At 61.5% G+C, this 23,663-nt stretch carries 23 protein-coding genes and 1 pseudogene; 10 read left to right on the forward strand and 14 right to left on the reverse strand.

Going from position 1 to position 23,663, the window contains the following annotated elements:
• Positions 1 to 59: 59 nt before the first annotated feature.
• A complete protein-coding gene (gene acpP / locus ACTO5E_RS05140) occupies positions 60 to 293 on the reverse strand; it encodes an acyl carrier protein (RefSeq protein ID WP_482302159.1) in 234 nt (77 codons plus the stop codon).
• Between the two features lie 225 nt (positions 294 to 518).
• Between acpP and ACTO5E_RS05145 the strand changes: the two genes are divergently transcribed.
• The 10 genes from ACTO5E_RS05145 (at position 519) to ACTO5E_RS05190 (ending at position 10,036) form a co-directional block, all read left to right on the forward strand.
• Complete coding sequence (locus ACTO5E_RS05145) at positions 519 to 1,403, forward strand: shikimate dehydrogenase family protein (protein WP_482302161.1); 885 nt, start codon at positions 519 to 521, stop codon at positions 1,401 to 1,403.
• The gene (locus ACTO5E_RS05150) at positions 1,400 to 1,948 is read left to right on the forward strand and encodes a shikimate kinase (RefSeq protein WP_482302162.1); all 549 of its coding nucleotides are present in this window, start codon (positions 1,400 to 1,402) and stop codon (positions 1,946 to 1,948) included. The genes ACTO5E_RS05145 and ACTO5E_RS05150 overlap by 4 nt, the downstream gene beginning before the upstream one ends.
• A gap of 482 nt (positions 1,949 to 2,430) precedes the next feature.
• Entirely contained in the window at positions 2,431 to 3,444 is a 1,014-nt protein-coding gene (aroF, locus tag ACTO5E_RS05155) for a 3-deoxy-7-phosphoheptulonate synthase (RefSeq protein ID WP_482302163.1), read from the forward strand.
• Positions 3,441 to 4,271, forward strand: a complete 831-nt coding sequence (locus tag ACTO5E_RS05160; protein WP_482302164.1) for a prephenate dehydrogenase — start codon at positions 3,441 to 3,443, stop codon at positions 4,269 to 4,271. Before aroF ends, ACTO5E_RS05160 begins: the two co-directional genes overlap by 4 nt.
• A gap of 180 nt (positions 4,272 to 4,451) precedes the next feature.
• The gene (gene aroB / locus ACTO5E_RS05165) at positions 4,452 to 5,498 is read left to right on the forward strand and encodes a 3-dehydroquinate synthase (protein WP_482302165.1); all 1,047 of its coding nucleotides are present in this window, start codon (positions 4,452 to 4,454) and stop codon (positions 5,496 to 5,498) included.
• 62 nt (positions 5,499 to 5,560) lie between these two features.
• On the forward strand, positions 5,561 to 6,226 hold the full coding sequence (locus tag ACTO5E_RS05170; RefSeq protein WP_482302166.1) for a response regulator transcription factor: 666 nt from the start codon (positions 5,561 to 5,563) through the stop codon (positions 6,224 to 6,226).
• Positions 6,227 to 6,318: 92 nt separating this feature from the next.
• On the forward strand, positions 6,319 to 7,245 hold the full coding sequence (locus tag ACTO5E_RS05175; RefSeq protein ID WP_482302167.1) for an ATP-binding cassette domain-containing protein: 927 nt from the start codon (positions 6,319 to 6,321) through the stop codon (positions 7,243 to 7,245).
• Entirely contained in the window at positions 7,238 to 8,137 is a 900-nt protein-coding gene (locus ACTO5E_RS05180; protein WP_482302168.1) for an ABC transporter permease subunit, read from the forward strand. Before ACTO5E_RS05175 ends, ACTO5E_RS05180 begins: the two co-directional genes overlap by 8 nt.
• A gap of 11 nt (positions 8,138 to 8,148) precedes the next feature.
• Positions 8,149 to 9,066 carry an ABC-2 transporter permease gene (locus ACTO5E_RS05185; RefSeq protein ID WP_482302169.1) on the forward strand — a complete coding sequence of 306 codons (918 nt, stop codon included), beginning with the start codon at positions 8,149 to 8,151 and terminating at the stop codon, positions 9,064 to 9,066.
• Between the two features lie 70 nt (positions 9,067 to 9,136).
• Complete coding sequence (locus ACTO5E_RS05190; protein WP_482302171.1) at positions 9,137 to 10,036, forward strand: sensor histidine kinase; 900 nt, start codon at positions 9,137 to 9,139, stop codon at positions 10,034 to 10,036.
• A 208-nt stretch (positions 10,037 to 10,244) separates the two neighbouring features.
• On the opposite strand, the gene ACTO5E_RS05195 is transcribed toward ACTO5E_RS05190, so the two are convergent.
• From ACTO5E_RS05195 to ACTO5E_RS05255, 13 genes and pseudogenes are all read right to left on the reverse strand, one after another.
• Positions 10,245 to 12,560 (reverse strand): InlB B-repeat-containing protein, encoded by a 2,316-nt coding sequence (locus ACTO5E_RS05195; protein WP_482302192.1) that lies wholly within the window; start codon positions 12,558 to 12,560, stop codon positions 10,245 to 10,247.
• A gap of 12 nt (positions 12,561 to 12,572) precedes the next feature.
• Positions 12,573 to 13,202: pseudogene (locus ACTO5E_RS05200) on the reverse strand (InlB B-repeat-containing protein); the annotation flags it as partial.
• A gap of 129 nt (positions 13,203 to 13,331) precedes the next feature.
• Positions 13,332 to 14,519: an ATP-binding protein gene (locus ACTO5E_RS05205; protein ID WP_482302173.1), complete on the reverse strand. Its 1,188-nt coding sequence runs from the start codon at positions 14,517 to 14,519 to the stop codon at positions 13,332 to 13,334.
• Entirely contained in the window at positions 14,512 to 16,170 is a 1,659-nt protein-coding gene (ilvD, locus tag ACTO5E_RS05210; protein WP_482302174.1) for a dihydroxy-acid dehydratase, read from the reverse strand. Before ilvD ends, ACTO5E_RS05205 begins: the two co-directional genes overlap by 8 nt.
• Before the next feature lie 57 nt (positions 16,171 to 16,227).
• Complete coding sequence (locus ACTO5E_RS05215; protein ID WP_482302176.1) at positions 16,228 to 16,920, reverse strand: hypothetical protein; 693 nt, start codon at positions 16,918 to 16,920, stop codon at positions 16,228 to 16,230.
• Positions 16,917 to 17,783 carry a transglutaminase-like domain-containing protein gene (locus tag ACTO5E_RS05220; protein ID WP_482302177.1) on the reverse strand — a complete coding sequence of 289 codons (867 nt, stop codon included), beginning with the start codon at positions 17,781 to 17,783 and terminating at the stop codon, positions 16,917 to 16,919. Before ACTO5E_RS05220 ends, ACTO5E_RS05215 begins: the two co-directional genes overlap by 4 nt.
• A gap of 11 nt (positions 17,784 to 17,794) precedes the next feature.
• Positions 17,795 to 18,226: a VOC family protein gene (locus ACTO5E_RS05225; protein ID WP_482302179.1), complete on the reverse strand. Its 432-nt coding sequence runs from the start codon at positions 18,224 to 18,226 to the stop codon at positions 17,795 to 17,797.
• 19 nt (positions 18,227 to 18,245) lie between these two features.
• Positions 18,246 to 19,262 (reverse strand): ketol-acid reductoisomerase, encoded by a 1,017-nt coding sequence (gene ilvC / locus ACTO5E_RS05230; RefSeq protein WP_482302181.1) that lies wholly within the window; start codon positions 19,260 to 19,262, stop codon positions 18,246 to 18,248.
• Positions 19,263 to 19,478: 216 nt separating this feature from the next.
• Positions 19,479 to 19,973, reverse strand: a complete 495-nt coding sequence (locus ACTO5E_RS05235; protein WP_482302183.1) for a GNAT family N-acetyltransferase — start codon at positions 19,971 to 19,973, stop codon at positions 19,479 to 19,481.
• Entirely contained in the window at positions 19,970 to 20,590 is a 621-nt protein-coding gene (locus ACTO5E_RS05240; protein ID WP_482302185.1) for an MBL fold metallo-hydrolase, read from the reverse strand. Before ACTO5E_RS05240 ends, ACTO5E_RS05235 begins: the two co-directional genes overlap by 4 nt.
• A 19-nt stretch (positions 20,591 to 20,609) precedes the next feature.
• Entirely contained in the window at positions 20,610 to 21,119 is a 510-nt protein-coding gene (gene ilvN, locus ACTO5E_RS05245; RefSeq protein ID WP_482302187.1) for an acetolactate synthase small subunit, read from the reverse strand.
• A 1-nt stretch (position 21,120) separates the two neighbouring features.
• Positions 21,121 to 22,803: a biosynthetic-type acetolactate synthase large subunit gene (ilvB, locus tag ACTO5E_RS05250; RefSeq protein WP_482302189.1), complete on the reverse strand. Its 1,683-nt coding sequence runs from the start codon at positions 22,801 to 22,803 to the stop codon at positions 21,121 to 21,123.
• On the reverse strand, positions 22,800 to 23,477 hold the full coding sequence (locus ACTO5E_RS05255) for a GNAT family N-acetyltransferase (protein ID WP_482302191.1): 678 nt from the start codon (positions 23,475 to 23,477) through the stop codon (positions 22,800 to 22,802). The genes ilvB and ACTO5E_RS05255 overlap by 4 nt, the downstream gene beginning before the upstream one ends.
• Between the last annotated feature and the right edge of the window lie 186 nt (positions 23,478 to 23,663).

Raw genomic sequence — 23,663 nt, forward strand, 5'->3', positions numbered from 1 at the left:
GCTGGTAAGAAAGAGGAAAAAGCCCGGGCAGAGGCTCTGCCGCGGGCCTGAAGCTGGGCTCAATCCTGAGAGTGGCTCTCAATGTACTCCACCAAAGCGCCCACCGTTTTGATGTTTTCCACTTCCTCGTCGGGGATCTCCACCTCAAAGTCGTCCTCAATGGTCATCAGCAGGTCCACCACGTCCAAAGAATCCGCCCCCAGGTCGTCCTCCAACAGGGTGTCCGCCGTGATTGTGTCCTCCTCCACGCTGAACTGTTCGCTGAGTATGGCCTTAATTTTTTCCAGTACCATCTTTACCGTGCCTCCTAAATTTCTGTTTTTGGTTTTCGTTCCGCCGGTTCGCTCGGCATATGGACAAAACCCGCGCCCCTGTGGTATAATACCCCCTGGGGCGGTTGTCACTCCCGCCCGGTATGCGGGCCGGTGCATATCTCCATTTTATTGACTGCGCTCCACTTTGTCAACCATCAAATGAAAAAAACTTGCCAAACCTGCAAAAAAAAGGAGTGGAATCCCTTGGATATTCAGAAAGCGGCAGTAATCGGCCATCCGATTGCCCATACCATGTCGCCGTTTATACAAAAAAAATTGTTTGAAATGTCCCATATCCCCATGGAGTACGCTGTGCTGGACGTGCCGGACCTGCCCGCCGCCCTGCCCCAGCTGTGCCGGCTGAACTGCTTTAATGTCACAATACCGCACAAAAGCGCTATCATACCCTACCTGGAGGACATGTGCGAAAACGCCAGGCTGTGCGGCTCGGTGAACACCGTGAAGGTTGTGGACGGCAGGCTCCACGGCTACACCACCGACGGCCCCGGCGCGGCCATGTCCCTTGCCATTCATGGCCTGGACTTTCACGGGCGCGTGCTGATTCTGGGCAACGGCGGCGCGGCCCGGGCCGTGGCCTTCCAGGCGGCCGTGCAGCAGCCGGATTTTGACCTGGTCATAGCCCACCGGGAGGGCTCCTATGCAAAGGCCATGGCCCTGGCGGAGGGGCTGGCGGACTTTGCCCGCAAGCGGGGAGACCAGAGCTTCCGGGTCCAGGTGACGAGCTATCAGGAGCTGGAGGAGGACCGGGCCGGGCAGTACGACCTGCTGGTCAACACCACCAGCGTGGGCATGCGCCCCCATACCAACGCCTGCCCGGTAAGCGCCCAGGTGATCAGCCGCTGCCGGGCCGTGTTCGATGCGGTCTACAATCCCGCCGACACCCTGCTGCTCCAAAGAGCCCGGGAGCAGGGCGTCACGGCGGTCCCCGGCATGGGGATGCTGGTGTGTCAAGCCGCTTATTCCCACAAGATATGGTACGGCACGGGATTCGACCCCGAAGACCTGCACCAGCTGATTGCCAGCGCCCAGGCCGAGCTGCCCCGCCTGTTTGGAGGGAGAGAGCCATGAAAAAGCAACTGGGCAAGGGCAATCTGATTCTGTGCGGCTTCATGGGCTGCGGCAAAACCAGTGTGGGCCGGCGGGCCGCCCGGCTGCTGAACCGGGAGTTCTGCGACCTGGACCAGTACATTGAGCAGAAGGAGGGCCTGACCGTGTCGGAGATTTTCGCCCGGTTCGGAGAAGAGGGCTTCCGCCAGCGGGAGGCCCGGGCCGTAGAGGAGACCGCCGGGCTCCCCGGGCTGATTATCGCCAGCGGCGGGGGCACGGTGCTGCGGGAGGAAAACGTCCGGGCCTTCCACAGGCAGGGGGGGGCCATCCTCTTTCTGGACGCCCCTCTGCCGGCCCTGCAGGAGCGGCTGAAAAACGACAAACGCCGCCCTCTGCTTCAGGTGCCGGACCGCCGCCGGGTGATTGAGGAGCTGTTCCGCCAGCGCGCGCCCCTTTACCGGGCTGCGGCGGACCTGACCATTGACGCGGGCGCGCCCCCGGTGACAGTGGCCCGCCGGGTGGCCGATGTGGTGCTGGGGCTTGACATCCAGGACAAAATGCGGTAAAATGACACCAGACCAGTAGGGCTTGTTTGAAAATAGAGGAAATGACGGAATTTTGACCAGAGGCGGTCAGCTTCAAGGAGAAGAACCGCTGTAGTTAGCTACGCTAACTACGCCAATACTTGCGTATTACGAGGATTTTCCACGCAGAAGATGATTGCTTCTGGGTAAAAAGACGGCGGTTTCGATTTTTCAAACAAGCCCCAGAAAGAGAACAGAGGAGCCGTCCTATGAACCCCACTTGTCCCCGGCAGTATACCATCTGCTTCAGCCTGCGATTTACCAAGCAGGCTTATTTGGCGTGGAGGAATTTCACCGGCGGCCGTCATGCCTCTGCCCCCGGGTCAGGCTGTGCCTGACCGGCGGGGAAGGGTCTGCCCGAGGAAGATCCCGGGCCTTGCGCGGAGCCGTGGAGCTCCGCTTTTTTGTGCCCTTTCCCAGCGGAGCCGGCGCGGAAATCCTGAGATACAGAAAGGAAGATTCCCATGATCATTGTACTGAAGCCCCAGCAGAACCAAGAGAAAATCGACCATTTCATCCAAAAGCTCATCAGCTCCTATGATGTGACTGTCAACACCTGGGTAGGCGCCCACAGCACCGTGCTGGGCCTGCTGGGCGACACCACTGCGGTAGACGACGAATACATCGCCGCCCAGGACGTGGTGGAGTCTGTCCGCCGGGTGCAGGAGCCCTACAAAAAGGCCAACCGCAAGTTCCATCCCGAGGACACGGTCATCACCCTTCCCGGCGGCCAGCAGATCGGCGGGGGAGCCCTGGCCCTCATTGCCGGCCCCTGCTCTGTAGAGAGCGAGGCCCAGATCTGCTCTGTGGCCGAAAGCGTCAAGGCCAGCGGGGCCGCGTTCCTTCGGGGCGGAGCCTTCAAGCCCCGCACCTCTCCCTATGCCTTTCAGGGCATGAAGGCCGAGGGCCTGCAGCTTCTGTCCCAGGCCAAAAAGAAGACCGGCCTGCCCATTGTCACCGAGATCATGAGCATCGAGCACCTGCCCCTGTTCGACAATGTCGACGTGATTCAGGTAGGAGCCCGAAACATGCAGAACTTCGAGCTGCTCAAGCAGCTGGGCAAGCTCCAAAAGCCCATTCTGCTCAAGCGGGGCCTGGCCAACACCATCGAGGAGCTGCTCATGAGCGCCGAATACATCATGGCCGAGGGCAACCAGCAGGTCATTCTCTGCGAGCGGGGCATCCGCACCTATGAGACCATGACCCGCAACACTCTGGACATCTCCGCGGTGCCGGTGCTCAAACGGCTGTCCCACCTGCCTGTCATTGTGGACCCCAGCCACGCCAGCGGCGTCAGCTGGCTCATCGAGCCCCTGGCCATTGCGGCGGCGGCAGTGGGGGCCGACGGCCTCATCATCGAGGTCCACAACGACCCGCCCCATGCCCTGTGCGACGGCGCCCAGTCCATCACGCCCGCCCAGTTCGAGACCCTGGCTAAAAAAGTGTCCCAGGTGTTCCGCACGGTGCAGAGCCTATGAAGCCTCTGAAAATCGTCATCGTGGGACTGGGCCTGATCGGGGGCTCCATGGCCAAGGCCCTCAAGCAGAACACCAGCCACCAGGTTCTGGGAATGGACCAGGACGAGGACGCCCTGCTGGACGCCTGTTCCTGCGGGGCCATCGACGGCAAGGCTGGCCGTGACGACCTGAAAACCGCCGACCTGGTGTACCTGTGCGTGTACCCGGAGGGAGCTCTGGCCTTTGCCCGGGAGTATGGGCCCCTGCTGAAGGCGGGCTCTGTGCTCACCGACGCCTGCGGGGTAAAAGAGGAGCTCTGCGCGGCTATGGCGGCGCTGCCGGGGCAATATACCTTTGTGGCCGGCCACCCCATGGCAGGCAAAGAGCGCAGCGGCTTTGCTGCCAGCGACCCCAGCATCTTCGTAGGGGCCTCCTATATTCTGGTAGACACCGGCGCGCCGGACTGGGCCATGGCCCTGGTGCGGGAGCGGGCGGAGGAGATGGGCTTTGGCCGGGTAGTGCGCACCACCCCGGCCCGCCACGACCAGATGATTGCCTTTACCTCCCAGCTGCCTCACGCCCTGGCCTGCGCCTACGTCATGAGCCCCCGCTGCCCGGAGCACCAGGGCTTTTCCGCCGGCAGCTACCGGGACGTGTCCCGGGTGGCGAACATCAACGACGCCCTGTGGAGCCGCCTGTTTCTGGACAACCAGAAGGCCCTGACCCAGGAGCTGGACCAGCTGATCGCCAATCTTTCCAGACTGCGGGACGCGGTGGACCGCCGGGACCAGGAGGAGCTCCGCTCGCTGCTGCGCACCGCCGCCCAGATCAAACGGCAGGTGGGATAAACGCGCGCCCCCGCAAACAGGCCGCTCGCCCCCTTGCTCCGCAAGGGGAGGAAGCTTTGCTCCGCAAACCTTCCGCGCCCGCGCAAACCCCGCGCGTCCGCGCTCGCTGAGCTTCCCTCCCCGCCCGCCAGCAGACAAGCCCCCGCTCTCCCCACAGCCCACACTTTTGGAGGTACTCCCATGAAAATAGAAGTAAAAACCCACCGCCCCTACACCGTCACCGTAGAAAACGGCGTGCTGAACCGGGTGGGCGAGCTCATCCGCCCCCTGAAAAAGCCCGGCGCCAAGGTCATGCTCATCAGCGACGCCCATGTCATGCCCCTTTACGGCGACAGGGTAGCGGCCTCCCTACAGGCAGCCGGCTTCCCCGTGGTCCGCCACATGTTCCCCGCCGGAGAGGAGCACAAGCAGCTGTCCACCGTCAGCGGCATGTACCAGGCCCTGGCCGAAAACGGCTTTACCCGCACCGACCTGATCGCTGCCCTGGGGGGCGGCGTCACCGGCGACATGAGCGGCTTTGCCGCAGCCACCTTCCTGCGGGGCATGGACTTTGTACAGCTCCCCACCAGCCTGGTGTCCCAGGCGGACGCCAGCGTGGGGGGCAAAACCGGGGTGGACCTGCCCTTTGGCAAAAACCTGGTGGGAGCCTTCCACCAGCCCCTGGCCGTGCTCGCCGACCCGGAAGCCCTCCGCAGCCTGCCCCAACACTTTTTCAACGACGGCCTGGGGGAGGTCATCAAGCACGGCTGCATTGCCGACCAGACGCTGTTCACAGCATTCGAGCAGGGCGCGGCCCTGGAGGACATGGAACAGATGGTAGCCCGCTCCGTGTCCATCAAGCGGGACTTTGTAGAGGCCGACGCCCATGACACCGGCCGGCGGATGATTCTGAATTTCGGCCACACCTGCGGCCATGCCCTGGAAAAGCTCCACAGCTTCCAGGGCCTCTCCCACGGGGAGGCGGTGGGCATGGGCATGGTCCTGGCCTGCCGGGCAGGGGAGAGGCTGGGCCTCACCGCCCCAGGCACAGAAGACCGCATTGCCCGGGTGCTGGCCCAATACGGCCTGCCGACAGAGTCCGGCTTCTCCCCCCAGGAGATTGTGGAGGCCACAGCCCTGGACAAAAAAAGCGACGGCGACAGCCTTCGTTTCATCCTCATCAAAGACATTGGCGAGAGCTTCATCCATCCCCTCACCCGCGGCCAGCTGTTGACAGCCCTGGGCTGACACCCTGTCAGAGCGGTGCTTTCCAAACAGACTCCGGCCCATACCCGAAAGGAGGCGGCAAGTTGTACAAAATACTGGTGGTAGACGACGACCAGCACATCGGCAACCTGCTGGAGGAGCTGCTGAGCCAGCAGGGCTACCAGGTAGCCCGGGCCTACTCCGGCACCGAGGCCCTCCTGCGCTTGGAGGAGTCCCCTCCGGACCTGGTGCTGCTGGACCTGATGCTCCCCGGCCTCACCGGCGAGGAGCTGCTGCCCCACATCGACGCGCCGGTCATTGTCCTCAGCGCCAAAGCCGGGCTGGACAGCAAGGTGGACCTGCTGCTGGGGGGCGCGGCGGACTACGTCACCAAGCCCTTCCACTCCCGTGAGCTGCTGGCCCGGGTGGCGGTGCGGCTGCGAGAGAGCCCCCAGCGGGACCGGGACCGGCTCACCTGGGGCGGCCTGACCCTGGACAGCGCCGCCCGCTGCGCCTGGGTCGGGGAGGAGCAGGTGCGCCTGACCCCCACAGAGTACGCCATTCTCCGCCAGCTGCTGCGCCGGCCCACCCAGGTGGTCACCAAGTCCCAGCTGTTGGACCGGATTGCCCAAGACACCCCGGACTGCACCGAGAGCTCCCTGAAAATGCATGTGAGCAATCTCCGGCGCAAGCTGCGCACGGCAGGGGAAAGGGAGTATGTAGAGGCAGTGTGGGGCATCGGCTTTAAGCTTGCGGAGCCGGACCAGTAAAAATCTTTACGATTTCTTTACCCTTTCCTTTACCGCTTTCTTTACCTTTTTGTTGTATACTGTCCTCATCCCAACAGAAAGGATGCGTGACTATGGAATACGTTCTGCAAACCAACGCCCTGGGCAAAAAATACCGCCGCTTCACCGCGCTGGAAAACTTCAACATCTCTGTCCCCAAAGGCGCGGTCTACGGCCTGGTGGGCAAAAACGGCGCGGGCAAAACCACCCTGCTGCGGCTCGTCTGCGGCCTGCAAACTCCCTCCTACGGCGCCTACAGCCTCTACGGCGTGAATAACGAGAGCCCCGACATCAACCGCTCCCGCCGCCGCATGGGCGCGGTCATCGAGACCCCCTCCATCAGCCTGGACATGACCGCCGAAAACAACCTGAAGCAGCAATGCCGCATACTGGGCCTGCCCGACTTCTCCTGCGTCCCCGAGCTTCTGGACCTGGTGGGCCTGAGCGGCACAGGCAGGAAGAAGGCGAGAAACTTCTCTCTCGGTATGCGCCAGCGGCTGGGCATTGCTGTGGCCCTGTGCGGAGACCCGGACTTTTTGGTGCTGGACGAGCCTGTCAACGGCCTGGACCCCCAGGGCATTGTGGAGATTCGGGAGCTCATCCTCAAGCTCAACCGGGAGCGCAGCATTACCGTGCTCATTTCCAGCCACATTCTCGAGGAGCTCCACAAGCTGGCCACCCACTACGGCTTTATCGACAGAGGCGTCATGCTCCGGCAAATCAGCGCCGAAGAGCTGGAGGCCACCTGCCGCAAGTGTGTGCGGGCCGATGTGAGCAGCACCCAAACCGCCGCCCTGGTGCTGGACGGGATGGAGCTGGAATACAAAATTCTCGACGGCAAGCAGATCGACGTCTACGACGCCGTCAATGTAAGCAAGCTGGTCAACGCCCTCACCCAGCGGGGCTGCGAGGTCTACAACATCCAGAACCACGACGAGAGCCTGGAGAGCTACTTCCTCAGCCTGGTAGGCGCCGGCAAAGGGGGCGAGGGCCATGCGTAAGCTGCTTTCCGCCAACCTTTACGCCATGTTCCGCTCCAAGCGGTTCTGGCTTGGCCTGTTCATGATGGCCGCCACGGCGGTGTACATGGTGGTGGACATCAACAAAATGAAACGGCTGGCCGCCGAGCTGGACTCCGGCCTGTTCCAGTCCGCCATTTTGCTGTTTATTTTGCTGCCTGCCCTGGGGGCCCTGTTCATCAACACAGACTACCACGACGGCACCATCCGCAACAAGCTCACCGTGGGCCACACCCGCGCCAGGATATATCTCTCCAACCTGATCACCAACTGCGCGACAGGCGTGATTTATATCACTGCCTATGAGATTATCTACCTGCTGGTGGGCTTCCCCCTTTTGGGGGGCCTCTCCCGGCCTCAGGAGTTCTTAATCAAGCTGGGAATACTGCTTCTGGTGTTTCTGTCCCTCACGGCAATCTTCACCCTGCTGGCCACGATGATTACCAACCGCTCCGTGCTGCTGTACTGCGCCCTGCTGGGCGTTGGACTGGTCCTGGCCGCCCAGATGGTCAACGCTCGACTGGCCGGCCCGGAGATGGTGGACGACTACGGCGGGGTGAGCTTCACCACCAACGAGGACGGCACCGTAACCACCCAGTATTTGGACAAGGACGGCAATCCCATCAAGCCGGAGGACATCCCCCGGGTGCCCAACCCCTCGTATGTGAAGGAGCCCATGCGCAGCTTTCTGCGCACCGTGAACAACATCCAGCCCGGGGGGCAGCTGGTGGAGATTTTGGAGGACGGCCATGAGGAGCCGGACGGCTCCAAGCCCCAGACCCCCTACTGGCAGCTGGCGGCCTATGCCCTGGCCACGAGCCTGGTATTTACCGGCGCGGGAATCCTGCTGTTCCGGCGCAAGGACTTGAAATAGGGGGCGGCGGTATGGTTCATCTGTTACACGCAAACCTTCACGCCCTGCTCCGCGCCAAACGCTTCTGGCTCTCGGCATTCATCCTGACAGCCGGCGCGGCCTGGGACGCAATAGCCCAGCGGGGAATGGCCTCTTTAAACGGCGGAGCCCTGCTTGACAACACCATTGTCAACTGCGCGGCCTGGCAGTTCATCCTGCTGCCCTGCCTGTGCGGCCTGTTCATCAACACCGGCTATCACGACGGCACCATCCGCTGCAAGCTCACGGTGGGCCGCAGCCGGACCGCGGTGTATCTCAGCAACTTCATCACGGTCTACGCCATGGAGCTGTTCTTTATGGCCCTGTCCGTGTCCGCGGTGCTGATTGCCGGCGCGGGGCTCACCATCGGCAACCCCGGGAACGTGGCTTTGCGGCTGGCCGTGCTTCTGATGCTGTTTTTGGCCCTCACCGCCATCTGCGTGTTTGCAGCCATGCTCATCGCCAACCGCTCCGCCCTGGTGGTCTGCGCCATGGTGGGCCTGGGGCTGATGTTCGGCGGGCAGGCAATCTGCCTGGCGCTGGAAAGTCCCAAGGTGATCCCCGATTACGGCGGCGTGACCATGACCACCAACGAGGACGGGGACCAGACCATGCAGTACCTGGACAAGGAGGGCAACCCCATCTCTGCGGACGACATCCCCATGATTCCCAACCCCAGCTATATTGACGAGCCCCTTCAGTCCGTTCTCCGCACCGCCAACAATATCCAGCCCGGCGGGCAGCTGTGGGAGATTCTATGGGACGGCCACCGAATATTCAGCGACGACGGCGCCCAGGTGGAGACCATAGAATATACGCCCCGCTGGCAGCTGGCCCTGTACTCCGCCGCCGTAACGCTGTTCTTTTTGGGCCTGGGCCTGACGCTGTTCCGCCGCAAAGACCTGAAATAGAGGATCAAACATACCAGGCGGTCCCACCCGGGCCGCCTGGTCCCTGCTGTAAAGAGAGGAAGTGTTCCAGGTGCCCTACCCAATTTATATTCTGCTGGCCCTCATGGCCCTGAGTATTGCAGGCCTGACAGTCAAGCTCTGTCTCATGCGCAAGGCGGCGGGGGAGATTGCCCAGGGCTTTGCCGAAAAGCTCAGCACAGACACCAACACCCTCATCGACATCTCCACCCGGGACAGAGCCATGCGCGCCCTGGCCTCTGCCGTGAACCGAGAGCTGCGCCGCCTGCGGGAGCTGCGCCGCCGCTACCAGCAGGGCGACCTGGAGCTGAAAGCGGCGGTGGCCAACATTTCCCACGACCTGCGCACCCCCCTCACCGCCATCTGCGGCTACCTGGAGCTGCTGGACCAGGAGGAGAAGTCTCCCCGGGCGGAGGAATATTTGTCTGTCATCCAGGACCGGGCCCAGCTGCTGCGCCAGCTGACAGAGGAGCTGTTCCGCTACTGCGTGGTCCTCTCCGACCCGGAGCTGGAAGGGGAGCCCCTCAGCCTGAACGCCGCCTTAGAGAGCAGCCTTGCCGCCTTTTTCGCGGTGCTGCGGGCCCGGGGCATCGAGCCCCAGGTGACCATGCCCGAAACGCGGGTAGAGCGCAGGCTGGACCACGCCGCCCTCTCCCGGGTGTTCTCCAATCTGCTGAGCAATGCGGTAAAATACAGCGACGGCGACCTGACTGTGGAGCTCACTCCCCAGGGGGAGGTTATTTTCTCCAACGCCTGCCGTGGCCTCACAGAGGTAGACGCGGCCAAGCTGTTCGACCGTTTTTACACGGTAGAAGCTGCCCGCAAGTCCACAGGCCTGGGGCTCTCCATTGCCCGGTCCCTCACCGAGCGCATGGGCGGCGCCCTCACCGCCCGTTACCAGAAGGACCGTCTCACCCTCACCGCCTCCTTCCCCCAACAGGGCCGGCCCTGAAAACGCGGCAAAAAGCGGACTGCCTTTCCCCGGCAGTCCGCTTTTCTATTTCATCTCTACAACAAACGGAGCCTCTCCCATCCAGCCCGCACCGCAGACCGCAGGCTCCTCACCAGAAGAACCCAATGGGGGAGAGCCCAAGACAAGCAATCTCATCGTCCCAGGCAAAGCAGCATCCGTCCCAACCAGGCAAGCCCCGCTGTCTCCCTCAGACCTCGCCCGTAAACTTCCTAAAGCCCATAATCATCTGGGCAATTTCCGCCCGGCTGGCATAGCCCTTGGGGTCCAGCCGGTTGTTCTCCTTGCCGCTGATGATCTGATTCTCCGTGGCCCAAAGCATGGCGTTCCAGGCATAATCGCTCACCGCCCAGGTGTCCACATAGGGCATACGGTTAATGGTATAGTCCGGCCTGCCGGCATACTGCCACAGCATGGTGACAACCTGCTCCCGGGTAATCCGGTCGTTGGGCCCGAAGTTGCCGTTGCTATACCCGCTGGTAATGCCATTGTGAAGAGCCCAGCACACCGGCTTGTAATACCATGCCCGGGACGACACATCCTTAAAGGGCTTGCTCAGGCTCCCGGTGGTGGGGGTATAGGGGCAGCCCGCCGCCTGCCACAGCACTGTGACCAAGGTGGCCCGGTCCGCCTTTGCGCTGGGGGAATACTTCCCGCCCCCCGTGCCGTTCATCAGCACCTGGTCCATGCAGTAGTGCACCGCGTCATGATACCACGCGTTGGGCTGCAAGTCCGAGAACTTGCTCAGCGGGCAGTCCCGGCCATGGTCGCAGGTGGAGTAGGAGGGAGGGGGCGTCAGCTCAAACACCGCGTGAATCGTATGGTCCTCCGTCAGATTCTGGAAGGTGTAGCTCTTCATCGGCCCGCAGGACTCCCCGTCAATCACCAGGTCCGCCAGCTGATACCCCCGGTTGGCCCGGGGAATAAAGGTCACATCGCTGCCCTGCTCAAAGGTCATCTGGCCGCTGCCGCCTCCCGAAGCAGTCAGCGTGCCGCCGCTGCTGCTGGTGGCGGTGATGTAAATGGGCGACGTCTCCCACACCGCGTAGAGGGTGGTGTTGCGGGCAATGGTATACCGGGTGCCCGCCGGGAACTTCTCCCCCCGGGCAGTGCCCACCGCCCAGTTGGTAAAGCTCATGCCCTCCGGCGCGGTAAAGCCGCATTCCGGCAGAATATAATCCTCGCCCACAATTGCAATCTGGTTCTCCATTTCCCCAAAGCCGATGCCCGGCTCAAAGCTCACCTGAAAGCCCCACCGGGCATACAGGGTGTGGTCGCTGGCCGTGGTCATCAGGGTCTCGCCGTTCACCAGCGTGCCCCCCGAGGCCGCGGTGTACCACCCCAAAAAGGTGTGGCCCGGCCACTGGGCATTGCTGGGCAAACGGCTGTACTTCTCCCCATAGGTATAGGCCTTGGGGTCCTGACTGCCGTCGCCGCCGTTATAGTCAAATTTCACCTGGAACTTCTTCGCCGTCCACCGGGCATACAGGGTGGTGGGAATCGGAGCCTCCACCGCGCCCGTGCCCCCCGAAATCTGAACCCCTTCCGTGTTGCTGGTATACCAGCCCTCAAACTGATATCCCTCCCGGGTGGGGTCCGGCAGCTTGGGCCAGGGGTTGCCCTCGCTCACCACCACCGAGCTGCTGGTCCCGCTGGGCAGGGTCCCGCCGTTCAGCTCCAGCTGCACCGTGTTGGCGGCAATCCAGTGGGCATGCAGGGTCACGTCCCCCTGCACCGTTCTGGAACTGACATTGGTAATCGCCTCCCCGCCCGTAGGGTCGGTATACCACCCCAAAAACTGATAGCCGCTGCGGGTAGGCGCGGTGGTGGGCAGCAGCGTCCCCAGCTTGGTGCCATAGCTGGCCTTTACCGGGGCCGGGGTAGAGCTGGGCGCCGGGGTATAGTTCAGGTTAAAGGTGACCGTGTGCTGGCTGCCCTGCCACTTGGCATAAAGGGTGTGGTCCCCCTTCACCTCATCCGTGGTTCCCACCACCGGGGTCTTCTCGTCCACCACAAAAACCCCGTCCCCGTTCTTTTTCGCGTCCTTGGCCCAGCCCAAAAAGGTATACCCCGTGGCAGTGGGGGAGGGCAGAGGCTCATCCGAGTAATTGGGGTGGGGCGGCTCCGGCGGGTCCGCCCGGGTAGTGGGCACAGACGCGTCCGGCTTAGGCGTGGCATACAGCACATGCTCCGGCGCGTTTTCAGGCCTTGCCACCTGGCAATAGTCCAGGCTCACCACATAATGGGTGCGCTCCCACTGGGCATACAGGGTCTCGTCCGCAGTAATTTTGACAGTATCGCCAGACGCAACAGTATCACCCGTACCATCCTTCGCAGTCATCCACTTGCCAAACTTAAACCCCAGAGGAATTGCCCCCGCCACCGGTTGGCCATTCAGCCCATCATACGTCCCGTTATAAGTAACCTCAAACTTCGGCGCAGCAGGCGCAGGGCTGGCCGTCACCACAGCCCCCTCCGGGTAGTTAAAATCACATGTGACGTCCAAGGTAACCGGCGTCCAATGGGCAAAAAGCACAATTTCTGTGCTGGCTGTAGGATTTGCCGGCGCAACATTCGTATTACTGGTAACCTCATCTCCATTTGTAGCGTCGGTATACCACCCCGCAAAATCATAACCAACCGGAAGCATACTGCTCTCAGGCGCATCAACAGCAGCCCCAAAGTTTGAGTCGTAAGTAGCTTTTCCATCAGCCTTTGTAGGTGCTGGGTCACTGGGAGCCACAGGCCCGTCCGTATCCTGCTGGGCATAATTCAAATTATATTTTACAGTAAATTTCAAGGCCTCCCACTGAGCGGTCAAAGTTATTCCATTATGATCCGCCGTTACCTGAGTATCGGCTCCAACTATAGCATTACTCTTGGAACTTAACCAGCCAGTGTGCTTATAGCCCGTTCTTTCCGGCTTAAGATCAGTAAATGTTTGTGCAAAAGTATTGCTGCCATCTACCGTAAGCTGTTTTTCAACCTTACCGGTTTGGCTCGAACCGCTGGATTGTACTTTCCCACCATTCGGGTCAAACGTAACCGTAACAGTATCGCCAGTCGTACCACCCGTAGCACTCCCCGGCACCCCCGTCCCCACAACTAATATCAAACATAAAACCAAGCTCAGTATTTTCTTACACATTTTGGGTCCCCCTCCATTTAGCAGGAATATGTAAAACAATTATATCCTCCCCAGCCCGGAAAGTCAAGGCCCAGAAGACGCAAAAGGGCGGCGGGAATTTTTTCCATCCCGCCGCCCCCAGGGCCCGGCTCAGCCCGCCAGCAGTCCGTCCACAAACTGCCTGGCCGCCCGGGCCGAGCGGCTGCTCCGGCTCAGGGCAAACCGCTCCGCCAGCAAGCACAGCTCCTCGTCCGGCAGGCCGGCCCCGCCCTCTGCCGCCAGCCGCCGCACAATGTTCAAATAAGTGGCCTTGTCCGGCCGCAAAAAGGTCACCCGCAGCCCAAACCGCTCCGACAAAGAGACGATCTCCTGCATGGCGTCCTGCCGGTGCACCTCGTCCCCCTCCCGGTCCGAGAACGTTTCCTTCACCAGGTGCCGCCGGTTGCTGGTGGCATAAATCGCCACATTCCGGCTCTTGGCCGACACCGACCCTTCCAGCATGGCCTTCAATGCGCTGAAGTCGTCGTCGTCCCGCTGAAAGCTCAGGTCGTCAATAAACAAAATAAACTTCAGCGGGTTTTCCTTCAGCTCCTCCAACACCCCGGGCAGCAGGTGCAGCTGTTCCTTGCGCACCTCCAAAATCCGCAGTCCCTCCTGCCACAGCTCGTTCACCACCGCCTTCACAGTCGAGGACTTTCCCGTCCCCGCGTCTCCGGTCAGCAGCATGTTGGCCGCGGGCTTGCCTGCCAGCAATGCCCGGGTGTTGCCCAAAATCAGCTCCTTCTCCCGCTGGTAGTCTACCAGGTCTCCCAGCCGCACCGGGTCCGGGCTGCCCACCGGGGTAATGCGCCCCGCCCCGTTCAGGCGGAACATGGGGTGCCGGGCATACACCCCAAACCCCACCTGACCAATACGCTCCAGCCGCCGGGCATACTCTGCCGCCAATTCCCCATAGCTGGACTGAAACCCCGCCAGCGGCCCCTCATAGCCTGTGCCGTCCCGCAAAAATTGTGGGGTGACTGCCGCCGCCTCAGCCAGCGCGTCCAGGTCGGCGGCCGCGCTGGTTTTCAGCTGGGGGGGCTCCTGCCTCCCTGCGCAGCGCAGCCGGATGAGCGGGTTCTCGCTGTCCTCCACCCGGCTTCTCACATACTCCGTCAGGTCGGCATACCCCGCCTCATACAGCCTGGCAACAAACTCGCTGTAGGCGCTCACAAAGCCGGACAGGTCCTCTCTGGGACACTCCATGCAGGCCAGCAGCCCGTCAACCACCGGGTCCTTCAACAGCCCCCGAAACACCGTCAGCGACCGCAGCCGCAGCGAAAGCGTTCGCTTATCCATTGAGCACCGCGCCCTTCGCCCCGCTGGACACCAGCGACGCGTACCGCTTCAGATAGCCGCTGAGCTCCTTCTTTTTAGGTGTGAACGCCTCCATGCGCCGGGCAAACTCCTCCTCATCAATCATCAGCTCAATCGAATGGCCGGGAATGTCAATGCGGATCAGGTCCCCCTCCTCCACAATGCCGATGGGCCCGCCGCTGGCCGCCTCAGGGGAGATATGCCCCACGCAGGCCCCCCGGGTGGCCCCGGAGAAACGCCCGTCCGTAATCAACGCCACGCTGGACCCCAGCCCCATGCCCATAATGGCGGAGGTGGGGTTCAGCATCTCCCGCATACCCGGGCCTCCCCGGGGCCCCTCATAGCGGATGACCACCACGTCCCCCGGCTGGATGCTGCCCTTGTTGATCGCCGCCTGAGCGTCCTCCTCGCACTCAAACACCCGGGCGGGGCCCTGGTGCACCAGCATTTCCTCCGCCACGGCGGACCGCTTCACCACACAGCCCTCCGGCGCCAGACTGCCCTTGAGCACCGCAATGCCCCCGGTCTGACTATAGGGGCTCTCAACAGGCCGAATCACCTCCGGGTCGCGGTTGGGGGTGTTGGCAATATTCTCAGCCACGGTTTTCCCGGTGACAGTCATACAGCCTGTGTTCAGCAGGCCCTTCTTGTTCAGCTCGTGCATAATGGCGTACACGCCGCCAGCCTCATCCAGGTCCTCCACATAGGTCCGCCCGGCAGGGGCCAGATGGCACAGGTTGGGGGTCTTCTCGCTGATGGCGTTGGCAATGTCCAGGTTAATCTCAATCCCGCACTCATGGGCAATGGCCGGCAGGTGCAGCATACTGTTGGTAGAGCACCCCAAGGCCATGTCCACGGTCAGCGCGTTCCCAAAGGCCTCCTCAGTCATAATGTCCCGGGGCCGAATGTCCTTTTTCAGCATGTCCATCACCGCCATGCCCGCGTGCTTGGCCAGCTCAATCCGGGCCGAGTACACCGCGGGAATGGTGCCGTTGCCCGGCAGGCCCATGCCCAGGGCCTCGGTCAGACAGTTCATGGAGTTGGCAGTGTACATGCCCGAGCAGGACCCGCAGCTGGGGCAGGTCTTGCACTCATACTCCCGCAGCTTTTCCTCGGTGATTTTCCCCGCGTTAAACTCTCCCACCGCCTCGCTGATGGAGGAGAAGCTGGTCTTCCGCCCATCCACACGCCCCGCCAGCATGGGCCCGCCGCTGACAAACACCGTGGGCAGGTTCAGCCGGGCAGCGGCCATGAGCAGGCCGGGGACGTTCTTGTCGCAGTTTGGCACCATCACCAAAGCGTCAAAGCCGTGGGCCAGAGCCATGGCCTCGGTAGAGTCCGCAATCAGGTCCCGGGTCACCAGGGAGTATTTCATCCCCACATGGCCCATGGCAATGCCGTCGCACACCGCAATGGCAGGGAAGACGATAGGCGTACCCCCGGCCATGGCCACGCCCAGCTTCACCGCGTCCACAATCTTGTCAATGTTCATATGCCCCGGCACAATCTCATTATAAGAGCTCACCACGCCCACCAGGGGCCGGGCAATCTCCTCCTCGGTCAGCCCCAGCGCGTGATACAACGCCCGGTGGGGGGCATTCTGAGGGCTCAGCTTAATGTTGTCGCTTACCATACTTGATTCTCCTTGCAAAAAAAGTACAGGGCAGGGCAGAGGCCCCACCCTGAGCAGTCAGTCTTCGTTTATTTCCAGCTGTTTCACCTGTATGCCGTCCATGCCCAGCTGCTGGAACAGCGCCGCCACGCCCTGCACAGAATCCTCATCCAGGGCTGCGCCAATCAGCAGCGTGGCCGTGCCCTCCATAAGCCCGTCCCCGCCCCAGAAGGACGCCATCACCGGGCAGGCGTCCGGGTAGTGGAGTACCAGATAGCAGCTCTCCTCCAGGCTTTCCCCGGCCCAGGCTTGGGACACGGTGAGAATGCTGGCCGCGGCCAGGGTCTCGGCCCCCTGCTGGGAGTTCAGAATGGTGGGCATGGACTGGAACATCCTGCGCTCCAAGAACTTCCGCAGCCCGGGGGAGAAATCCTCCATGTCCACCTCCGCTGTGTCCATCAGCAGCGGCAGCGCGTCCTCCGAGAGGGTAATCAGGTAGGCGCTCTCCGGCTGGGACAAATCCGAGCGCATCAAGGGGATGATCAGGTCAGAGACCCCCTGCGAGCCGCCCATCAGCTCAAAATACTCCGGCGAGCGGAGCATTTCCTCCAGCAGCCCCGCCAGCTCCAGGCTGTGGGCATAAAGGGCCGGCTCACCGGCAGAGGTCTCATTTTCCACTTCCGTCTCCATCATTCTGCGGGTAATCACCTGACACCCGCTCAGCCCCAGGATCAGGCACAGGGCAAGGGCCAACCCCAAAAATCTTTTCATGGCTTCCCCTCCATCAGACTGATGTCCCAGGCCTCCGGCTCCGGCTTTTCCCGGGCCCTTTCCAGCATGTCGGCAAACAGCTTGTGCAGCCGCATAGCGTCCGGGGGAATCTCTCCCAAACGGTACTCCATAGCGGCCAGCTGGTTCTCCTTAACCCGGTAGCCGGCGGGCGTAACATACAGGGTCCGCTTGTCTGCCAGCCCAAAGCCATTGTCCCCGTCCACCATAAAGCGGAACAGGTTCTTGGCAATATAGGCGTTCATCTCCTCCTCCTTCTCGCTTCCGGTGAAGGCGGCGGGCTTATGGGCGGCAAACCGCTCCCGCAGCTCCAACAGGGAGAGAGGCGCGCCCTGCCCGTCAAAAAAGATTCCGTCCGTGGTGGGGTCCAGCATCACCCACTTTTCCAGCTCCGGGTCGTAGATTTCCGTCACCACATGGTTGTCCATATCATAAGGAGAGTAGGGCATGATGTACACCCGCCGGGCATAAATCCCCAGGGCCAGGCAGCACTCGGTGAGAATCACCGACTTATTCCGGCAGTTCATGCCGTTTTCCGGCCTGTCCAGGCTGTAGTCCAGCAAATCCAGGGCGTTCATGGGCACATGGTTGTCATAATCCGGCTTATGCTTCAGCCTGGGCGACATCCAATGTAACAGCCGCTCAGCCCGCTGGAAAGCAGTGCCCTCCCCGGCAATTTGCCCGATATGGTATTTCTCCATCAGGGCTTGATACTCCGGGCAGTCAAAGACATAAGTAATCTTCTCCTGCTTCCCAGAGCCGAAGTCCTGATTGTTAAACAGAATGCCGCTGTAAATGTCAAACAGCTGCCTTTGCTGGGCAAGGCTCTCTTCCTCAGGCATCATCAATGGCCTCCTTACTGTTTCTCCGGGTTCGGGCAGGTGACGATCCAAAGATATCCAAACCGGTCCCGGGTCATAGAGCCGCAGCCGCCGTCATCCGGGGCAGGGTGGGGGCGCAGGGGAGAGAGAACAGCCCCGCCGTCCTGGGCCAGGGTATCGATAGCGCGCCGCGCCTCCTCCATAGAGGCCATGTGCACCATCAGCCTGATAGGAATATTTCCCCCGCAAAAGTCGAAATTGTCCCCAGCCCCCATGCGGGTGCCGCCCAGCCGGAACTCCATGTGCATGACCTTTCCAACCTGCCGGGGATTCTCACAGCTCTGCTGGTCCCAGCGGGACATATCGTAGATTTCCCCGCCAAAAGCGGCCATATAGACATTGACAGCCTCCTCACAGCTCCCGTTAAAGGTCAGATACGGGATGACCGTCAGCTCCTTGTCCATCATCCAACACTCCCCAACAGCCTCAGTTGTTAATTAGCTTATCCTCGTCGCTCCAGCTGTACAGCTTGCGGATGTCCTCGCCCACCTTCTCCGCAGGATGCTCGCTGGCCAGCTTGCGCATGGCGTTAAAGTGCACCTGAGACCCGGCCTCAGACATATCCAGCAAAAAGTCCTTGGCAAAGGTACCGTCCTGAATATCGCTGAGGATCTTCTTCATGGTCTTCTTGGTCTCCTCGGTGATGATCTTGGGCCCGGTGACATAGTCGCCATACTCCGCGGTGTTGGAGATAGAATACCGCATCCCCGCAAACCCGCTCTGATAAATCAGGTCCACAATCAGCTTCATCTCGTGAATGCACTCAAAATAGGCGTTGCGGGGGTCATACCCAGCCTCGCACAGGGTCTCAAAGCCTGCCTGCATCAAAGCGCACACGCCGCCGCACAGCACCGCCTGCTCACCAAACAGATCCGTCTCCGTCTCCGTGCGGAAGGTGGTCTCCAGCACTCCGGCCCGTGCGCCGCCAATGCCCAGGGCATAGGCTAGGCCCAGGTCCCAGGCGTCGCCGGTGGCGTCCTGCTCTACAGCAATCAGGCAGGGTACGCCCTTGCCGGCCTGATACTCGCTGCGCACCGTGTGGCCGGGGCCCTTGGGGGCGATCATAATCACGTTGACATTCTTGGGGGGCTTGATGCACCCAAAGTGGATGTTGAACCCATGGGCAAAGGCCAAAGTCTTGCCCTCAGTGAGATTGGGCTCAATGCTCTCCTTGTAGAGCTTGGCCTGCTTCTCGTCGTTAATGAGAATCATAATAATGTCCGCAGCCTTGGCAGCCTCGGCGGAGGTCATCACCTTCAGCCCCTGGCTCTCAGCCCTTGCCCAGCTCCTGCTGCCCTCATACAGGCCCACAATCACGTCAACGCCGCTGTCCTTCAGGTTCAGGGCATGGGCATGGCCCTGAGAGCCGTACCCGATAATAGCCACCGTCTTGCCGCTGAGCCGCTGCAAATCGCAGTCCTGCTGATAGAAAATCCTTGCCATAACAAAAAACCTCTTTTCAAAAATTTATGTGATACCTTTCGGTACTTGCCAAATTATGTTTCCCGACTCCTTCAGGCCCTCCGTACAGAACAGAGGCAATACTGAAATTACCCCAGCCCTAAGTGTGACAACAGCAATCCAGTGCCATAAGCCTCTCTAGCGGGGCACATGCAGTCCCAGTCCAAGGTCACGCGTCATAAGACACCCACCCCAAAGCTACCGCCCCAGCCGCCGGATCAAATACCAGTCGTCCCCCTCCATATACCGGGTTTTCACAAACCCACGCCGCAGATAGAACCTCTCCGCGCCCAGATTATCCCTGTGCACCCCCAGCGCAATGGGCCGGGGCCCAAAGTCCCGAAAAACCCGCTCCACCGCCAAATCCAGAATCCTGCCTCCCAGCCCCCGGCCCCGGCAGCGCCGGTCCACCACAAAGCCCATCAGCCGGTAAAAGGGCTCCGCCGCCATTTCCGGCGGGTCCGTCTCCCAGGGGATGGCCTCCCCCAGCAGAATCACGCCCACGCACCGCCCCTCCTCCATGGCCAGAAAGCTGTGCCCCAGGCAGCGGCGCTCCCGGCCCCAGCTGGTCAGCTCCCAAAGGGTCTCAACCGTGTCCACAAAGTCCTCGCTCACATCCCCCCGGTCAATCGACCGGGCCAGAGCCAGGTTCTCCTCTGTCAGGGCTTCCAGACTGAGCCCCGCCGTCCTCATGCCTGCCTGCGGTACTGCAATACCACCACGCCAGGCTGGGTGTCCTTGCTGATCTCAATCCGGTTTCCTTCCGCCCTGCGCCAGTCTCCGCACAGGGCCAGAAAGTCCTCTACCGGCCCCAGCACGTCAAAGCCAAACTCCGGCGACCGGTAGTGCATGGGAACCACCACCCTGGGCTCCACCGCCTTTACAATCTCCATGGCCTCCCGGGGCCCTACCGTGTAGTGTCCCCCCACAGGAATCAGCAAAGCGTCCGCCCCGTGAAGGGCTTCCAACACTTCCGGCGAGGGCATACAGCCAATGTCGCCCATGTGGGCCACCCGCACGTCCCCGCCCTCCAGCACATGAATCAGGTTGGGCCCCCGCTTCTCTCCTTGGCAGTCATCGTGGAAAGAGGGATAGCTCTGAACGTCTATTTCGCTCTTTCCGTCAGCCAGGACAACCCCCTCCCGGTAGTTGTGGTCATGGTGCTCATGACTGCACAGCGCCCCCTGGGCCGTCTGATGGATGTCCTCCAGCCCCGGCACGCTGCCAGGGGCAAAGGGGTCCAGCACAAGGGCATACGCGCCGCACTGGGCCCGAAAGCAGGAATGCCCCAGCCAGGTCAGCTCAATCATCCAAAGATCACTCCGTTTCTCAATAGATTTCCGTGCGCTTTTCTATGGTGATGCTTCCCCGCTCCAAAGAGATCACGCCGGTGCGGCAGATTTCCAGCACGGTATAGTCCTGCATCACCTCAATAAAGGCGTCAATGCTCCGTGAGCTGCCCACCATCTGCAGCACCACCGAGTCCCGGGTGTAGTCCACAATCTTGGCCCCAAAGGCCTCGGCGGCGGCGTGGACGTCGCTGCGCAGCTCCGGGTGGTTCTCCACCTTCAGCAGCAGCAGCTCGCTGATAATGGCCTCCTCCTCCTTCACCTCCATGATGGAGATCACCACCGGCAGCTTGTAAAGCTGGTCGATCAGCTGGTTTTTCCCCCGCCCGCCTCCATCCGAGGCAATGGTGATCCGGGACTTGGTGTCCGACTCGGTCTCGCTGACGCTGAGGCTCTTAATGTTGAACCGCCGCCGCCGGAACATGCTGGTCACCCGGTTCAGCACCCCGAACTCGTTTTTTACCAGAACAGCTAACGTGAATCCCGGCATGTCAGTCACCCACCTTTACAATGATATCGTCCATGCTTCCCCCCGGAGGCAGCATGGGCAGCACAAACTCGTCCTTGTCAATCAGGCACTCAATGAGGAAGGGCCCCTTCCCGGCAAAGGCCTGCTCCAGGGCCGCGTCCAGCTGAGCCAGGTCCGTTGCCCGCACGCCCTGCGCGCCAAAGGCCTGGGCCAGGGCCACAAAATCCGTCTGCCGGTCCAACACGGTGTTGGAGTAGTGCTTGTCAAAAAACAGGGTCTGCCACTGGCGCACCATGCCCAGCACCCCGTTGTTCATCAGCACAATCACCAAGGGAATCTGCTCATGCACCGCCGTAGCCAGCTCGTTCAGACACATGCCAAAGCTTCCGTCCCCGGTAATCAGCACCCCGTGCTCCCCGGGCTTCTTTTCCGCCGCGGCAATCTGGGCCCCAATGGCCGCCCCCAGCCCAAAGCCCATGGCGCCCAGGCCTCCGCTGGAAACAAACCGCCGCTGCTTGCAGAAGTCCAGGCTCTGAGCCGCCCACATCTGGTGCTGGCCCACGTCCGTGGCCACCGGCAGCACGCCGCCGGTAAAGCGGTTCAGCGCCAGCAGAATATTTCTGGGCGTCATCCCCTCCCGGCGGTCCAAGGACCACCGCTCGTCATTGCGCAGCTGCTCCACAGCCTGGTTCCAGGCGCTGTGCTGGTGGGCGTCCAGCAGGGGCAGCAGCTTCTGCAGGGTCAGCTTCAAATCCCCCCGCAGGGCGTGGGCAGGGGAGACGTTCTTCGACAGCTCCGCCCCGTCCACGTCAATGTGGACAATCCGGGCCTTGGTGGCAAATTTCTCCCGGTTTCCTGTCACCCGGTCGTTAAAGCGCACGCCCAGGGCAATGATGCAGTCCGCGTGGTGCATGGCCATAGAGGAGGCATAGTGCCCGTGCATCCCCTGCATTCCCAAAAAGCGGGGGTGCTGGGTGGCTACCCCAGAGATGCCCATAAAGGAGCAGCCCATGGGGGCCGAAATCTTGTCCGACAGGGCCAGCAGCTCCTCCTCCGCCCCGGAATTGAGCATTCCCCCGCCAAAATAGATAAAGGGCTTTTTGGCCTCGTTGATGCAGGCCGCCGCCTCCTGAATGCGGATGTCCTTGGCGGCAAAGGGCGGCTCCGGCCGCACCGGGGGCTGAGACTCATACTCGCACTGCGCAATCTGAATGTCCTTGGGCACGTCCACCAGCACCGGCCCCGGCCTGCCGGACATGGCCATGCGGAAAGCCTTGCGGATGGTGTCCGCCAGGTCCTCCACACACTCCACAATATAGTTGTCCTTGGTAATGGGCAAGGTGATGCCCGTAATGTCAATTTCCTGAAAGCTGTCCGTGCCCAGCTGGGGCTTGGGGACGTTGCCCGTAATAGCCACCATGGGCACCGAGTCCAGATAGGCGTTGGCAATCCCTGTCACCAGGTTGGTGGCCCCAGGGCCGCTGGTGGCAATCACCACGCCCGGCTTGCCGCTCACCCGGGCATAGCCGTCGGCGGCATGGGCAGCGCCCTGCTCGTGGGCCGTGAGCACATGCCGCAGCTGGTCCCGGTACTTGTACAGCGAGTCGTACACATTGATAATCTGCCCCCCAGGGTAGCCGAACACCACCTCAACGCCCTGCTCAATAATGGTCTTTACAATAATGTCCGCGCCGCAAAGCCTCATATACCGCCCTCGCTTCCCTTATATTCCTCCGCCAGAATGGCGTAAAGCGCCTCGTCATGCACCCCGGAATTGTCCCAGCCGTTCTGACGCAGGGTGCCCTCATACCGCATCCCCGCCTTTTTCATCACCCCGCCTGAATGGGGATTGTCCACATTATGCCGGGAGTCAATGCGCAGATACCCCTCCTGGAACAGATAGGGGATCACCGCCCGCAGGGCCTCGGTCATAATCCCCTGGTGCCACCATTCCCGGCCCAGGCAGTAGCCGATATGGGCCTGGCGCACCTTCTCGTTCTGGGCCACCACCGAGATGTTGCCAATAGGCTCTCCCAGCTCCTTCAGCTCAATGGCCCAGTTATAATAGTTCCCCTTCTCATACTGGTCCACCCAGCCCTCTAAAGTATTGTAGGTCTGGTCCTCATCCTCATGGGGCTGCCAGGTCAAAAATCGGGTGACCTCCGGGTCCCTGGCCCAGTTTTCATACATGTCCGCCGCGTCGTCCAGGGTAAACCGCCGCAAAATCAGCCGCGGGGTTTCCAGCGTCCGGGTGCCCCCAAAACGCAGCTCCCGGGCCTCCTCCTGCCGCTTTGCCCGCATTTTCTGAAGCTTTGCCAGACCGGCCCCGGTCAGAGCGCCCGCAGCGACCCATGCCAGAGTACGCGCCAGTTTATTCATAGTATAGTCCTCCTCGCTAATGATTTGTAGGAATGGTTTCACAGCCTTAGAACCTGTATTCATAGGCGGAGGATGCCAGAGGGGAGAGGGATTTTGTCGCCCTGCAAGGCAAAAAATCGCAGGAATACTTGCCGTATTTCAAGATTTTTTAACGCAGCAGGACGGCAAAAGACCCGTCCCTCCGGC

Source organism: Acutalibacter sp. (assembly GCF_056800975.1).